This window comes from Holophagales bacterium (genome assembly GCA_016719485.1).
GTDB lineage: Bacteria > Acidobacteriota > Thermoanaerobaculia > UBA5066 > UBA5066 > UBA5066.
Genome location: JADJZB010000030.1, coordinates 122,102 through 137,753, shown reverse-complemented (window position 1 = coordinate 137,753; position 15,652 = coordinate 122,102). Strand labels below are relative to the sequence as shown.

10 protein-coding genes are annotated in these 15,652 nt (G+C 71.5%); 6 read left to right on the top strand and 4 right to left on the bottom strand.

The genetic code is table 11. The features are described 5' to 3' along the window. Positions 1 to 13 precede the first annotated feature (13 nt). The gene (locus IPN03_22200; GenBank protein MBK9376355.1) at positions 14 to 4,588 is read right to left on the bottom strand and encodes a GNAT family N-acetyltransferase; all 4,575 of its coding nucleotides are present in this window, start codon (positions 4,586 to 4,588) and stop codon (positions 14 to 16) included. 86 nt (positions 4,589 to 4,674) lie between these two features. Between IPN03_22200 and IPN03_22195 the strand changes: the two genes are divergently transcribed. The 6 genes from IPN03_22195 to IPN03_22170 all read left to right on the top strand — a co-directional run bounded on the left by IPN03_22195 (position 4,675) and on the right by IPN03_22170 (position 12,735). After that, positions 4,675 to 6,186 carry a hypothetical protein gene (locus IPN03_22195; GenBank protein ID MBK9376354.1) on the top strand — a complete coding sequence of 504 codons (1,512 nt, stop codon included), beginning with the start codon at positions 4,675 to 4,677 and terminating at the stop codon, positions 6,184 to 6,186. Between the two features lie 152 nt (positions 6,187 to 6,338). Continuing rightward, positions 6,339 to 8,327: a hypothetical protein gene (locus IPN03_22190; protein ID MBK9376353.1), complete on the top strand. Its 1,989-nt coding sequence runs from the start codon at positions 6,339 to 6,341 to the stop codon at positions 8,325 to 8,327. 131 nt (positions 8,328 to 8,458) lie between these two features. After that, complete coding sequence (locus tag IPN03_22185) at positions 8,459 to 10,069, top strand: HAMP domain-containing protein (protein ID MBK9376352.1); 1,611 nt, start codon at positions 8,459 to 8,461, stop codon at positions 10,067 to 10,069. Further along, entirely contained in the window at positions 10,066 to 10,629 is a 564-nt protein-coding gene (locus IPN03_22180) for an archaemetzincin family Zn-dependent metalloprotease (protein MBK9376351.1), read from the top strand. Before IPN03_22185 ends, IPN03_22180 begins: the two co-directional genes overlap by 4 nt. Further along, entirely contained in the window at positions 10,626 to 11,987 is a 1,362-nt protein-coding gene (locus IPN03_22175) for a sigma-54-dependent Fis family transcriptional regulator (protein ID MBK9376350.1), read from the top strand. Before IPN03_22180 ends, IPN03_22175 begins: the two co-directional genes overlap by 4 nt. A gap of 49 nt (positions 11,988 to 12,036) precedes the next feature. Continuing rightward, positions 12,037 to 12,735, top strand: a complete 699-nt coding sequence (locus IPN03_22170) for an aspartate/glutamate racemase family protein (GenBank protein ID MBK9376349.1) — start codon at positions 12,037 to 12,039, stop codon at positions 12,733 to 12,735. Between the two features lie 103 nt (positions 12,736 to 12,838). Here the strand turns inward: IPN03_22170 and IPN03_22165 are convergent, their stop codons facing one another. From IPN03_22165 to IPN03_22155, 3 genes are read right to left on the bottom strand one after another with little or no spacing between them, the layout of a single operon-like run. Then, positions 12,839 to 13,654 carry a hypothetical protein gene (locus IPN03_22165; GenBank protein MBK9376348.1) on the bottom strand — a complete coding sequence of 272 codons (816 nt, stop codon included), beginning with the start codon at positions 13,652 to 13,654 and terminating at the stop codon, positions 12,839 to 12,841. A gap of 13 nt (positions 13,655 to 13,667) precedes the next feature. Further along, positions 13,668 to 14,903 (bottom strand): polysulfide reductase NrfD, encoded by a 1,236-nt coding sequence (gene nrfD / locus IPN03_22160; protein MBK9376347.1) that lies wholly within the window; start codon positions 14,901 to 14,903, stop codon positions 13,668 to 13,670. After that, a complete protein-coding gene (locus tag IPN03_22155; GenBank protein ID MBK9376346.1) occupies positions 14,896 to 15,651 on the bottom strand; it encodes a 4Fe-4S dicluster domain-containing protein in 756 nt (251 codons plus the stop codon). Before IPN03_22155 ends, nrfD begins: the two co-directional genes overlap by 8 nt. Position 15,652: the final 1 nt, after the last annotated feature.

The following is a 15,652-nucleotide window of genomic DNA, read 5'->3' as shown; positions in this document are numbered from 1 at the left end:
CACGGCAGCGACTCTACGCCAGCTCGGCCGTTCGCTCCGTGTCGGCCGTCAAGTCCCTCACGAGCCCTCCGAGGCGCCGGTCGAGGCGGAAACCCGGGAGCGGGAGGTTGCGGAAGGCGAAGTGGGCGAGCAGCGCCTTGACGCCGAGCGCGGAGAGGCGCGCGCAGAGGTCGTCCAGGAGGGCGGCGGAGAGGCCGCGGCCGCGAAGACTCGGAGCGACGACGAGGCCATCGAGCTGGGCGGTGTCGCCGCCGAGGAGGGAATACGACACCCCGCCGGCGATCCGCTCCCCGGAGTCGAGGATGACGAGGTACCGCCGGTCGGGCGAGAAGGCGCGCGGGAGTCCGGAGCGGACGAAGAGCCGGTAGAGGCGCCCCACCTCGGCGGCGTCGACGGGGTCGCGGACGGTCCAGGCCGCGTCCATCCTGTCGACCAGCTCCGTCGCGAGGATGACGTGCTTGACCGCGTCGCCCACGACCGTCACCTCGACGGGCCGGCTCGTCCGCGCGGCGGGGAAGACGAGGCGGGTGAAGGCGTGCCGCTCCTCGTCGCTCTTCAGCGCGGAGTGGAGCCCTTCCAGCTCGACGAGGTGCGAGGGGCGGGCGCCGGACCGGGCACGCAGAGCGACGAGGAGGACGTCGAAGGCCTGGAGGACCTCCGGCGAGGAACGCGAGAAGACCGTCCGGCGGAAGAGGCGGTAGCGCGACTCCTCGCCCAGCGTATCCACGCGGTAGATCCGCAGGAGGGCCTCGGCCGTCTTCTCGCGCTCCGACACCGGGGCGCCAGGCCGTTCCACCTCCCACGCCTCGAACCGGGCGATGGCGGTCTCGAGCGCGAGGGGGACCCTCTCTCCCGGGGACGTCGCCAGTGCGGCGTCGACCGCGCCGAGGAGCGAAGGCAGGATTCCCGTGGCCGGCACCGGGGCCGCCTCCCGCAGGTCGCGGAGAAAGCCGCGGGCTCCGGTCTCGCCGAGGGCTTCGAAGGCGGCATCGACGATCCAGGCCGGCTCGAGGACCGAAGCGAGGCGCGGCGCGAGAGCCGCCGTCTCGAAGAAAACGTTCCGGAGCATCGGTGCGACGAGATCGAACGGCCCCGTATACGGCCGCGAGCCGGAGATCGAAAGAAGGCACGTCCCCTCGCGGTAGTCCTCGGCCGGGACGGCGACGTTCGACGGCGCGACGGCGCCGGGTACGAGAGCGCGACCGCTCCTGTCCCAGGCGGTGAAGAACGCGGCGAGGGCGCGGACGACGAGGCTCTTGACCGAGTGCCCCTCGCCGGGCCGGGCGCGACCGGGGACGGCGGCGTCGCGGAGCCGCTCGGCGAGCGTCAGCTCGTCGACCCACGCGAGCGAGAGCGCGCCGAGATCGGGGCGCCAGGAGCCGACGCGCGGGACGACGGGGGGCCCCCAGGGGTGGCCGGCGAGCGCGATCATCCGGAGGGTCGTCGATCGGACCGCCTCCGAGTCGAGGTCGCTGCGCACCGTCAGGAGGAGGTCGTGGTGCGCTCCCGCCGCCGTTCTCACCGAGATGCGGTAGAGGCGGTGCCGGTGGAGAGCGAGGACGGGCGTCACCCAGATGCCCTCGTCGGGGATGTCGGCGAGGTCGGGCGGATCGGTCTCGAACGCGAGCTCGATCGACTCGCGCAGGAAAGAGGTGCCGAGGAGAAGCCCCTCCAGCGCGCGGATCTCGTCTTCCGGAAGACCGTCGCGGAAGCAGAGCTTGCGCCGGCCCTCGGAAACGGGCGGGAGCAGCGCCGAGGCCGCGGCGGTCTCCTCGTGCCAGATGCCGAGACCGTCGAAGAGCGCGTCGGCCCGACGGGCGAGGTCCGGGTCGTTCGTCTGGATCGCCCACGAAGCCAGCTCGGCGCGGACGGCGGCGTGGTCTTCCGGGTGGTGCCGGGCGAACCCCGCGAGGAGCTCGAGGACGTCGCCGAGTGTCTGCCGCGTCACGGTGGGCAGCGGCCCCGTCATCGCCTTGCGGTAGGAGTGGAGACGACGGCGGAGGGCGGTGAGCCGCTCCTCGCCGAGGTCGGCGCGCCCGATCGCGGAGATGCTCTCTTCCGAGAGGAACGGGAGACCCGCGTGGAGAAAGGCGGGGAGGATCGTCCCGGCGTCGACGAGCGGGTCGTCGAGAAGGAGGACGCGATAGGCCTCGCAGCGGACCCGCATGTCGGGGTGGCGCGCAAGGGCCTGAAGCCGCCGCCTCAGGAGCTCGGCCGTCCGCCGGTCTCCCTGGCGCAGGAGCGCCTCGGCGCGCGAGACCGCATCCAGTGCCTCGTCGGACCGCCCGAAGAGCGCCGCGATCGAGAGGCGGTGCAGGGCGGCGAGCTGTGGGGTCGGAAGCGGGTCCAGGCGCGCGCCGGGGTCTCCTTCGGGGACCTCCTCTCGCGGCGGCAGGAAGACCTCTGCGCAGGAGGGTGGGAGGGGCGTCTCCCAGCCGTCCTTCACGGGGAGGAGGGCGGCGAGCTCGGCGTTTCCGAGCCAGAGGAGCGGTTGCCGGGCGAAAAGCCCGAGGTCGATCCTCTTCCCCGCGCAGCGGTACGCGAGGTTCCCCATGCGGATCTCCTCGCCGCCGGGGCGCGCGGCGAGAGTGGCCGAGCGGCCGCGGCGCCGGTCGACGAGCCGACCGCCATCGAGAACGAGGTCCCCCTCGAGGAGGCCGAGGTCGCGGAAGAGCCAGCGCGGGACGTCCACCTGGAGCCCGTCGCCCGCGAGGGTCACGACGCGGCTGCGGTAGAGGCCGTCGAGGACGGACGAGAACGCCTTCTCGATCGCCTTGCGCCGGTACGAGCCCTTCGGCGTCAGCTCTCCCGCCTCGAGCGAGAAGTCGCGCGGGAGGACGGCGAAGTCGACGACGCGCTCGTACGTCGCGAGGTCCCGGTTCGCGGCGGCGACGATGCGGCGGAGGTAGTCGCGTGCCGCCTCTCCCTGGGGGTCGCCCCCGAGGACGGGGTCGTCGGCATCGGGGACGACGAGGAGGACGTTGTCGTCCCTTCCGTCCCCCGCGAGAAAGACCCTGCGGACTCCCGGCACCCCTTCGAACTGCTGCTCCACGCGCCGGGGCGCGACCGTCCGCCCGCGGCTGTTCTTGTAGATGTCCTTCACGCGGTCGACGATCTCGAGGTGCCCGTCGTCCCGCCGGCGGAAGACATCCCCCGTCTTCACCCAGCGTTCCTCGCCCCCGGACGGTTCCGGGTCGTCGAGGTAGCGCGCGACGTAGGGCCCTGCGATCTCCAGCTCGTCGCCCTCGCCGAGCCGGACGCGGATGCCGGGCAGCGGGAGTCCGACGGAGCCTTCCTCGTACTCGCCAGGGGGCGTCATCGTGATGCCGCCCGTCGCCTCGGTCATCCCGAAGCCCGAGCAGAGCTCGACGCCGTGCGCCTGGAAGAAACGGAAGACCTGGGGCGCGAGGTAGCCGGCGGCGGAGAGCCCCCAGCGAAGCCGCCCGCCGACGACGCTCCGGAGCGCCGCCTGCGCGGCCTCGGCCGAAGGGGCCTCGCCCGCCGCCGCCCGCGCGCGGGACTCCAGCTGCGCCCAGCGGATCGGGATGGAGATGAGACCGGTCGGCTCGACCTCCTTCAGTCCCGCCGCGAGCCCGTCGAGCGACGGGTTCCCGGCGAAGACGTACGTCCCGCCCCAGAAGAGCATCCCGAGCATCTCGAGGTAGCGCCCGAACGTGTGGTAGAGCGGGAGGAAGCAGAGGAGGACCTCCTCCTCGCCGACGAAGGGGAGCGCGGCCGCCCTCGCGAACCGCTTCGTCACGAGGTTCGCCATCGAGAAGGCGACCCCCTTCTGGCCGCCGGTCGACCCCGACGTGAAGAGAACGGTGCACGTGTCGCCCAGGGCCCGGCGCGGGGCGCGCGCGAGCGCGGCGGGGACGAGGGTCTCGGCCTGTGCGGCGAGCAGCTCGCCGAGGACGACGTCTCCTTCGACCGCCAGCTCGGCCGCCTCGTCGAGAAGGACGACGCGGAACGGGCGCGTGCCGTGGCGGGCAGCCTCGTGCAGGCGACGGAGGCTCTCCTCCGACGACACGACGGCCAGGTTCACGCCGAGGGCGTCGAACGCCGCCGCCAGCTCGCCGGACGAGAGGTGAGGCGAGAGGGGCGAGACGAGGAGGCCGTGGAGGAGGCACGCGAGGTCGACGCAGGCGGAGTCGAACCCGTTCTCCGAGACGATGGCGACGCGGGGCTCCACCTCGAGGGAGAGGAGCGCGGCGGCGATCGCGTCGGCCCTGCGCGCGACGTGGGCGTAGCTCCAGCGCGGCGCGTCGGCGCCGGGACCGTCGGCGAAGAGCGTCCGGCCGGGGTGCGCCGCGACGCGCTGCGCGAGCATCGCGGCGAGGCCGTAGCCGGAGACGGCGACCGCCTCGACCGCGGCGTCGGCCCACCTGTGCCGCGCCGACCGGCCGGGAAGGGCGAGGAGATGTTCGCTCCGGCGCGTGATGTCGAGCCAGCGGTGCCAGAGCGCCGGCGCGACGGCGCCGAGGGCGAGGGCCGCCTCCGCGGCCTCGAGGAGCCCGACGGACCTCTCCGGCGAAGGGGCTGATTCCCAGAGGGCGAGCGATTCTTCGAGGCGAGGCGTGTTGCTCATGGATCGGCGGCGCGCGAGGGGAAAGGATAGCCCGTCCGGGCGCGTGGACTCGGATCGCGGCAGCCCCTACGATGTGCGGGGACGACATGCCGGAAGACGAGCAACGACTTCAGTCCGAGCTCCCCGAGTTCCTCGACCTCCTCGAGAACGTCGCGGGCTACGTCGGCGGACTCGACCTCGCGAAGGTCGACGAGATCCCTGCGGAGGCACTCCTCTCTCTCCGCGATGGCCTTCACCGCGCGCTCGGCTTCCTCCAGGAGCTCTCGGCGCTGAGGGGCGAGCCGCCTCCGTCTCCCGAGCCGGGTATCGCCTTCGCCGCCCTCGGTCCTTCGCTGAGGCGGACGCTCCCCCAGCGCCTCGCGGCCCAGCTGGCCGACGAGCTGAACGCCCTGCCGGGGAGCGGTCTCGAGGACGTGTCCCAGTTCGCCGTGTTCGGCCTCGCCGGGTGCGTCGCCGACCTCCTTCGTTTCGTCGCGTACGTGATGGATCAGCGGTCGGAGGCCGCCCGGCTCGCTGCGCCGCCGACGCTCATGTCGGCCCGGCGGCCGAGGCCGCAATCGGCGAAAAGCCCGTCGCCGGTGCCGGGCCCGTCTCCGGCGCCGTCCGCGCCCGGCGCCGCGAAGGTCTCACAGCCCGGGCGGCGAGCTCCGTCCGGGCCCGCGGCACCCGTGCCAGCTCCCGTAGCCGGCGCCCCTCCGCCACCGGCACCGGGAGGCCCCGGCCCCGACCTCTCCGCCTACGGCATCCGGATCGACGAGGCGGGGGAGAAGATCCAAGCCGGGAGTGCGACCGTCTGGTTCGCCGCCGCTGCGGGCCCGCACGCCGCAGGCGAGGGCCGTGCCGCGTCGTTCGCCGTTCCTTTCCCGGGCGGGGTCGCGTTCGCCGTGGCCGAAGGAGCCGAGTCTTCCCTCGGCGCCCGCCTCGCGTCCGTCGTGGCCGTCCGTGCCTTCTGCCGCGCCGCCGCGGCGAACCCGACGGTTCCCGAGGCTGCCTTGAGGATGGCGCAGAGCCACCTCGACATGCTCCTCTCCGCGATCCTGTCGGCGGGGGACGCCACCGATGCCTTCACGCGGGTCCGGGGGAATACGCCTGCGGCCACCGCGCGCCGGATCCTGAGGCACACGAGAGAGCCCGAAGAGGCGCTCCGGAGGGTGATGCCGGCCCTTTCGACGAGCCTTCTCGGCGCGGTCGCTGTTCTCTCGGAAAGCACCGTCCGGGTCTCGGCCGTCCGTCTCGGCGCGGGACTGGCGGACGCCCGGGTCTCCGGGCGCGTGACGCCGATCCTCGGCATCAGCTCCGGGGGGACGGTGCCCCTGCTCCACCCCGGAGGCCGCGGTGCGGAGGACGCCTGCCGGGCGGAGTCCTCCCAGCCCGTCATGCTCTCCCCGGGCGACGCCCTCCTCCTCGGGACGCCTGCACTCGCCAGGGGCGCTACGGGAGCCTGGAACGGCCTTTCCACCCTCTGGCCTCCGTTCCCGGAGGGGCTCTCCTCCGGCGAGACGGCGCGCGACCTCCTCCGCCGGGCAGAGCGCTGGGGAGAGGCCGAGCCGCCTCACTTCGCCGGGCCTCTCGGACTGGCCCTTCTCCTCGCGAAGTAGGAGCGTCGAGTCCGGAGCTCGTCGAAGGCTAGACTCCCACGGTTGGAGGTCTCCCCATGCGCATCGCCTTCGCCGCGCCGGTTCTCGCGGCCGCCCTCACCCTCGGTGGCGACGTGAGCGCCGCCTCGCCCGTGGCCGTCTCCCCCGAGACCCTGTCGTCCCTCGAAGGCGAGCTCGTGGCGCGCCACGGAGATGCGGCCCGGGCGCGCGCGAAGCGGGGTCTCGCGCAGGCGGCTGCCCTCTGGCGGGCCTCCGACGGCGACGCTGCGGCCTTCGGAGAGGTCGTCCGGACGCACTTCCTCTCGGACCCGGCACGGCGCGACGCGCTGTTCGAGAGGATGCAGAAGGTCCTCGAGTCGGTGGACGGGCACCTCCTCGAGGTCGTCCGGGACCTGAGGGAGCACTCCGACCTCGACCGCGGCGAGATCCTCGCTTTCGACGAGGCCATGGCGGGGTGGGACCCGTCGGCGCACGTCCTCGACGACCTGTTCGGAAACCGGCTCGCGTTCGCGGTTCTCCTCAACTTCCCGCTCACGACCCTCCAGGAACGCCTCGAGAAGGGGCCGTCGTGGAGCCGCAGGGAGTGGGCCGAGGCGCGCCTGGCCGAGCGGTTCGGCAAGCGCATTCCGGCCGACGTGAGCCAGGCCGTCGCCTCGGCGTCCGCCGACGCGTCGCGGTACGTCGCCGAGTACAACCTGCGGGTTCACCACCTCCTCGACGAGAAGGGCCGGCGCCTCTTCCCGCAGGGCAAGAGGCTCCTGGCGCACTGGAACCTGCGCGACGAGATCAAGGCGAGCTACGGAGACGGACCGGATGCGCTCGCCAGGCAGCGGACGATCGCAAAGGCGATGGAGCGGATCGTCACGCAGACGATTCCGAAGACCGCCATCGACGCGCCGTGGGTCGACTGGAACCCCTTCACGAACGAGGTGAAGGTCACGACGTCGCTCGAGCCCGGCGCGCCGCCGCTTCCGAAGGAGCCCCCCGTTTCCGCCGCGGCCGAGCCCGACACGCGCTACGCCAAGCTCCTGGCGACCTTCCGCGCCGCGCGCCTCGTCGACTCGTACTCTCCCGCCGCCCCGTCCCTCGTCGCCCGGCGGTTCGATGAGGACCGGCAGATCCCCGAGGAGCGCGTGAGGGAGATGCTCGAGGCGGTCCTGTCCTCGCCCGCCTTCGCCGAGACGGGCGCCCTCGTGAAGCAGCGGCTGGGCCGTCCGCTCGAGCCGTTCGACGTCTGGTACCCGGGCTTCCGCGACCGCGGGGCCACCACCGAAGCCCAGCTCGACGCGATCACGCGGAAGAGGTACCCGACGCCGGAGGCGTTCGAGAAGGACATCCCCCGCATCCTGCGGGACCTCGGCTTCCCGGCGGAGCGCTCGGCCGCGGTCGCGGCGAACGTCGTCGTCGACCCGGCCCGCGGCTCGGGCCACGCGTGGGGCGCCGCCCGCCGCGGGGACAGGGCGCACCTGCGCACGCGCGTCGCCGCGGACGGGATGGACTACAAGGGCTACAACATCGCAGTCCACGAGCTGGGGCACAACGTCGAGCAGACGTTCTCGCTGAACTACGTCGACCACACCCTCCTCGCGGGCGTCCCGAACACCGCCTTCACCGAGGCGATGGCCTTCGTCTTCCAGGAACGAGACCTCGAGCTCCTCGGGCTCCCACGGCCGGACGCGAAGAGCCGCGCGTTGGGAACGCTCAACACGTTCTGGGGGACGGCGGAGATCTCGGGGGTCGCCCTCGTCGACATGGCCGTCTGGCGGTGGATGTACGACCACCCCTCAGCGACGCCGGCCGAGCTGAAAGGCGCGGTCCTCTCCATCTCGAAGGAGGTCTGGAACCGCTTCTACGCCCCGGTCTTCGGCGTGAAGGACTCCGTGATCCTCGGCGTCTACTCCCACATGATCGACTCGTTCCTCTACCTCCCCGACTACCCCGTGGGCCACCTCATCGCCTTCCAGATCGAGCGCCACGTCGAGAAGGCCGGGACCGTGGGACCCGAGATCGAGCGGATGGCCCGGCAGGGGAGGTTGACGCCCGACCTCTGGATGAGGGGCGCCGTCGGCGCGCCGGTCGGGCCCGAAGCGCTCCTGGCGGCCACGAAGGAGGCTCTCGCGGAGGCGAAAGCGGCCCGCTGAAGCTCCCGGACGGGCTGCCGGCGGAGCCTCTTCGTGCGGTGTCGCCGACCCTCCGCGGTGTACCATGACCGATGGCTCCGGCCGGTCCCGGCCCACGGGGACGGGACGGCCCGGCTGGAGCCAGGCGGACCATGCACTGGCCGACGCGCCTCTCGCAGAAGCTCATCCTCTCGCTGACGGTCGTCGTGACGCTCGTCGTGGTGGCCAACGGCATCTTCGCCGTCCGGTCGGCCGAGACGCAGCTCCAGGCCACCATGCTCCAGGGCGTCGACCAGCTCTCGGGGGCCATCGCGAGCGCCACCTGGCACGCCATGCTCGCCGACAACCGCGAATCGGCGTACCAGGTGATGGAGACGATCGCCGCCAAGCAGGGAATCCGGAGCGTCAGGATCTACAACAAGGAAGGTCGGGTCATGTTCTCGACGCCACCTTCGCAGACGAAGTCCGTCGACAAGAACGCCGAGGCCTGCTTCCTCTGCCACGCGTCCGAGCAGCCGCTCGTGCGGGTCGACACGCCGACGAGGACCCGGGTCGTCCACAGGCCCGACGGCACGCGGACGCTGGCGATGATCACGCCCATCTACAACGAGCCGGCGTGCAGCAACGCCGCCTGCCACGCCCACCCCGCGTCGCAGAACGTCCTGGGCGTCCTCGACGTCGCCCTCGACATGCGGCTCGTGGACGAGCAGGTCCAGCGCATCGAGGTGCGGACGGCGCTCTTCACCTCCCTGGCCATCGTCCTGGTCGGAGTCTGCGCGGCGGTCTTCACCCGCCGGCTCGTCACGAAGCCGCTCGCCCGGCTCGCGGACGCCACGCGTCACGTGGCCGAGATGCAGCTCGACCGTCCCATCGCCCTCGGGTCGAGCGAGGAGCTCTCCGAGCTGGCCCGCTCCTTCAACGAGATGCGCCTGCGCCTCGCCGAGGCGATGGCGGAGATCAACGGCTTCACCCGCAGCCTCGAGGAGAAGGTGGAGGAGCGGACCGAGCAGCTGAAGGTCGCGCAGCAGAAGCTGATGCAGGCCGACCGCCTCTCCTCGCTCGGTCAGCTCTCGGCGAGCGTGGCGCACGAGATCAACAACCCGCTCTCCGGCGTCCTCAACCTCTCGATGCTCATGCAGCGGATCCTGAAGGACGACGGCATCCCGAAGGGTCGGGAGGCCGAGTTCCGGAAGTACCTCGACCAGGTGGCCACCGAGACGGCCCGGACGGGGCGCATCGTCTCCGACCTCCTCGCCTTCTCGCGGCGGAGCAAGGCCCACCGGTCCGAGGTCGACCTGAACGCGGTCGTCGGGACGACCCTCTCCCTCGTCTCGCACAAGCTGAAGCTGATGAACGTCAAGGTCGAATGCGCCCTCGACGCCGCGCTCCCGCGCCTCCTCGCCGACGGCTCCCAGCTGCAGCAGGTCGTCATGAACCTCGTCCTGAACGGGGCCGAGGCGACCCGGAGCAAAGGGGCCGGGCATCTCCGCGTCGCGACACGGGCCAGCGAAGAGAAGCGGGACGTCCTCCTCGAGGTGAAGGACGACGGGGAAGGTATGGGCCCGGAGCTGAAGGAGCGGATCTTCGACCCCTTCTTCACGACGAAGGACGAAGGGAAGGGTGTCGGCCTCGGCCTCGCAGTCGTCTACGGCATCGTGCAGGCGCACGGAGGCGAGATCGAGGTCGAGAGCGTTCCCGGCAGCGGGACCCTCTTCCGCGTCACGCTCTCCGTGCGCGGTGCGGCGTCCGATCTCTCCGCGTGAGCGTCATCGCCGTGGTCGCGATCGGCGCCCCGGACGACGAGGTGCTGGCCTCCGTCGAGCCGGCCGTCGCGGGCGCGTTCGGCCGTGAGGTCCGGCGCCTCGAGCCTCTCGCCGAGCCTTCCGGCTCCCTCGACGCCGCCCGGGGCCAGTGGAACGCGCCCGAAATGCTGAAGACGCTCCTGGCCGCGCGGCCCGCCTCGGCCGAGCGGATACTCGGCGTCACGGGGCGGGACCTCTTCATCCCCGTCCTGAGCTTCGTCTTCGGCCAGGCACAGATGGATGGCCCGACGGCGGTCATCTCGCTCGCCCGGCTCTCGCAGGCGTTCTCGGGGCTTCCCGAGGACCGGCCGCTCCTCCTGCAGCGCGCGCGCAAGGAGGCTCTCCACGAGCTGGGTCACACCTTCGGCCTCGTCCACTGCCCGGACGCGGCCTGCCCCATGTCACTGTCGACGGGCGTCGTCCAGGTGGACCGCAAGGGAGAGGCGTTCTGCGCCTCGTGCGCGGCGCTCGTCAGGGAAAGGACCCCGGTGGCGATGCCACCGGAAGGGAGGACACGATGAGAGCGACGTGGCGGATCCTCGTCATCGACGACGAGGCGGTCATGCGCGAGTCCCTCGCGGCCTGGCTCCGCGAGGACGGCTACGAGGTGGACACGGCCCCCTCGGGCCGCGAGGGGATCGACAGGGCGCGGGAGACCGACTACGCCATCTACTTCGTCGACCTGAAGATGCCGGGGGGCATCGACGGCATCGAGACGATGATGGAGGTCAAGAAGCTCCGGCCCGACGCCTCCATCGTCATCATCACCGCGTACGCCACCGTCGACACCGCGATCACGGCGATGAAGGAGGGGGCGCTCGAGTACATCGTCAAGCCCTGCAATCCGCAGGAGATCTCGCTCCTGGTCACGCGGATCATCAAGGTGAGGAAGCTCCAGCGCGAGAACGAGATCCTGCGGCGGCGCCTCTCCGGCCGCTGGCACTTCCACGACCTCCTCTCCAAGAGCCCGCGGATGCAGGAGGTCTTCGGCCTCGTCAAGGACGTCGCCAGCATGAGGAGCACGGTCCTCATCACCGGGGAGAGCGGGACGGGGAAGGAGCTGATCGCGCGGGCCCTTCACTTCTCGGGCGAGAGGGCCGAGAAGCCGTTCGTCGGTGTCTCCTGCGCGGCCCTGACCGAGTCGCTCCTCGAGTCCGAGCTCTTCGGGTACGAGAAAGGGGCCTTCACGGGCGCCGCCGAGAGGCGCAAGGGGAAGTTCGAGCAGGCCGCGGGCGGGACGATCTTCCTCGACGAGATCGGCGACATCTCGCCGAAGGTCCAGGTCGACCTTCTCCGGGTCCTGCAGGAGCGGCGCTTCTTCCGGGTCGGAGGGAGCGAGGAGGTCTCGGTGGACGTCCGCGTCGTCGCCGCGACGCACGTCGACCTCGCCGCGGCGGTGAAGGAATCGCGCTTCCGCGACGACCTCTACTACCGGCTGAATGTCGTCGCGATTCACCTCCCGCCGCTGCGCGAGCGCCCGGAGGACATTCCCCTCCTCGCCCGCTCCTTCCTCGAGCGCCTCTCGCACGAGCTGGGGAAGGAGGCCGAGGACCTCTCCGAGGGGGCGCTCAAGGCGCTCCTCGGCCACCGCTGGCCCGGGAACGTCCGCGAGCTGGAGAACGCCGTCGAGCGGGCGCTCGTCACCGCGAAGGGACGCGTTCTGACCGAGGACGACTTCGCCTTCCTGCGCCCCGTCTCCGAGGCGGCGCCCGGATGGAGCGTCCCGACGCACCTGCCGCTCGCCGACGTCGAGAAGACGGTGATCGCGGCCACGCTGAAGCGCAACGAAGGGAACGTGAAGGAGACGGCGCTCGTCCTCGGCATCGACCGCTCGACGCTCTACGACAAGCTGAAGAGATACGGGATCGAGCGAGCCTGAGCTCACAGCGGACCGCCCTCTCAGCCGGGCTGGCGGACGTGGAGGAGACATGAAGACGATCGGGCTGATCGGCGGCATGAGCTGGGAGTCGACCGTCCCGTACTACCGGGAGATCAACGAGCACGTGAGGCTTCGACGCGGCGGCCTCCACTCCGCGCGCGTGGCCCTCTACAGCGTCGACTTCGCCGACATCGAACCGCTCCAGCGGACGGACCTCTGGGACGAGGCGGGCGAGGCCCTCGCGAGGGCCGGGAGGGCCGTCGAGGCGGCAGGAGCCGACTTCATCGTCCTCTGCACGAACACGATGCACAAGGTGGCCCCGGCGATCGAGGCGGCCGTCTCGATCCCGCTCCTCCACATCGCCGACCCGACCGCGGAAGCGGTGAAGCGCGCCGGAATCCGCACCATCGGCCTGCTCGGGACGCGATTCACGATGGAGCAGGACTTCTACCGGGAGCGGCTGCAGAGGCGTCACGGCCTCGAGGTGATCGTCCCGGCAGCCCAGGGCCGGGACGTCGTCCATCGGGTCATCTACGAGGAGTTGTGCCGCGGCGTCGTGACCGAGGAGTCGCGGGCGCAGTACCGGGAAGTGATCGCCGGGCTCGTCCGGAAGGGGGCCGGCGGCGTCATCCTCGGCTGCACCGAGATCGCGATGCTCGTGTCGGCGTCCGACTCCTCCGTGCCGGTTTTCGACACGACCCGCCTCCACGCGGCGGCCGCCGTCGATTTCGCGCTCGCCGAAGCGTAGGGGTCCGAAAAGAAGCGCCCGCCCGGTCCTGTGCGTGGAACCGGGCGGGCCCTGGATTGCCGGGAGTCGAGGGCGGAAGGGGGAGGTTCGCCTCCGGTACCGGCTACGCCTCGAGGAGCATCTCTCCGAGGACCCGGTCGCGGTCCTCGTCGGGAATCGCCTTCGAGAGGTCCCCGACCAGGAGGCCGCCGTCGGCGAGGGCGGGGATTCCCTGGGCCGCGGAGAGGACGAGCTGGAGACGGTCCCGCTCGCGGCCGAAGAACGCGGCGGCCTCGCGGCCGGAGAGGAGGGCGCGGGTGTCGAGGGGGCCGTCGGGCTTCACGCGGAGAAGGAAGCCCTTCGCGAAGCTCCCCGTCTCGACGACCTCGCCCGAGACCGGCGAGGCGACGCGGACGCGCGCCTTGCCGGCCTTCAGGCGGAAGGCGGGGCCGTTCTCGGCGAGGCGTTCGCCGACGGCGGGGAGGACGAGGGCGTCGGGCGTCCCGACGAGGCGCGTCGCCAGGTCGTCGAGGCCGAGGGTGACGGTCCCGTCCTCTTCGGCCTTCAGCCAGGCGTGGCCGCGGTGGTACAGGCGGTCGGCCAGGACGAAGAAGCCGCCGGCGTCGTAGGACGGAAGCGGCTTCGCGTCCGCCACGAGGCGGGCGTGCGTCTCGCATCCCTTGCAGTCGAAGGCCCGCTCGCAGTGACGGCCGGGGAGCTCTCCGGTCAGGTCGTGGCGGCAGCTGCGCGCCGAGGCGGGGAGCTCCTCGAAGTCCTCGTGCCAGAGGATCGAGGCGGCCTGACCGCGGGCGACGGCACGCCGTGCCGAGACGATCGCCGAGGCGAGCGTCCCGACGACGACCACGAGGACGAGGGCGAAGACGCCCAGGAAGATCACGTTGGCCGGGTCGAGGATGAAGTCGGTGTTGCCAGGGAGCATCTCGAAACCTCCGTCAGCCCTTCGTCGCCAGCTCTCGCTCTTCGGGGAAGAGGTTGAGCCAGCGGAAGGAGATCGAGTAGAGAAGGACGCCGTAGCCGAGGACGGCGAGGAAGGCCGCGGTCTCCTGCCAGCTCGGCGAGTAGGAGAGGAAGCTGTCGAACGGGAGCGAGGGGAGGGCGAGGGTCTGGATCGTCATGACGTAGCGGTTCAGGACGACGCCCGCGCAGGCCATCGCGGCGGCCAGGACGAGGAGCCCCGTCCGCGCGCGGACCCGCCGCGAGAGGAGGAGGACGGCCGGAACGAGTCCGAGGAGGACGACCTCGGCGAAGAGGACCCAGGTGCCGAACGGCGGGTGCGCGTAGAAGGACGACACCTGGACCCCGGTCTTCGGGCTCGTCGCGTTGATCCAGACGAGGGAGTCGATCCCCTTCAGGACGACGTAGACGAGGAGGAGCCAACCGGAGATCTTCGCGAGCGTCTGGAAGACCTCCGGGGAGACGAGGCGCTTCTTCGAGACCTTCCCGACGAGCCAGGTCGTCAGGAGGATGAAGCTCGGGCCGACGGCGGCGGCCGACAGGATGAAGAGGAAGAACGTCGTCGGCCAGATGCCGATGTGCTCGCGGAAGGCGAACGGGTTGCCGCGCAGGACGCCGTAGAGCCCGCCGAGGGAGCCCTGGTGGAAGAAGGAGAGGAGCGTGCCGATCCCGGCGAAGACGACCATCACCTTGTGGAGCTGGTGCTCGAGGACGAGGAGGCCCGGGACCTCCTTGACGCGGCGGTTCTTCAGGACGAGCGGCGCGTACTCGATCGCGAGGACCGAGAGGTAGAGGGTGAGGCAGAACGTCACCTCGGCCAGCATCGAGTGGACGTTCGGGTGCCAGAACGTGAACCAGGCGCGCAGCGGCTGGCCGACGTCGACCATCAGGATCCCGACGGCGCCGCTGTAGCAGATGAAGCCGATGACGACCGCGCTGTTGATGACGGCCTTCAGCTCCTTCTTCTTCAGGATGTAGAGGAGGAAGCCCGTGAAGAAGGCGCCCGCGCCGAGGGCGATGACGGTCAGGTCGAGGTAGATCCAGAGTCCGAACGCGAACCGGTTGTCCATGTTCGTCTGGTTCAGGCCGACGGCGAAGCAGAGGTAGACCGCGTAGAGGCCGAGCGCGAGGAGGGCGGCCCACGGGACGAGCCAGAGGAGGAAGCGCGGGAGGGGCGTCCTCTTCAGGCCGCGGCCGATCAGGGTGTCATCCACGCGTCACCCCCGTGCGGGACAGGCGCTCCCGGGCGGCGGGATCCGAGGAACGGTAGAGGACCTTGGGCCCGGTGCCGAGTCCGGCCAGGAGACGGAAGCTCTCGGGGTCTTCTGCGAGCCGCGCCACCTCGCCCTTCTCGTCGGCCGCGTCGCCGAAGGAGAGGGCTCGCGAGGGGCACGCCTCGACGCAGGCGGGGACGTAGTCGGCCGGGTCGATCTCGGCCTGGCCGGCGGCCGAGGCTTTCGCCCGGGCGGCCTGGAGACGCTGGACGCAGAAGTTGCACTTCTCGACGACGCCGCGGGTCCGGATGGAGACGTCGGGGTTCAGGGTCGCCTTCATCCCCTCGGGCCACTCCGGCGTCCACCAGTTGAAGGAGCGGGTGTGGTAGGGGCACGCGACCATGCAGTAGCGGCAGCCGAGGCAGCGGACGGGGATCTGGGCCACGATGCCGGTCCGCGGGTCGTACTCGATGGCGCGCTGCGGGCAGACGTCGACGCAGGGCGGGTTGTCGCACTGCTGGCAGGGGATCGGGACGAACGTCGCCGGGCCGTCGCCGGCCGCTGCGGCCTCGTGGACGCGCATCCAGACGGTGCCGGTCCGCTCGGTCGCCTTCTCGGCGGCCGGCGGGATGTTGTTCTCCACCGCGCAGGCCGTGCCGCAGGCGCCGCAGCCGGTGCAGCGGTCGAGGTCGACGACGAGCGTGTAGCGGTGCGCGGGAAGGGAGCTGGTGTGCTTCGAAGTGTGCATG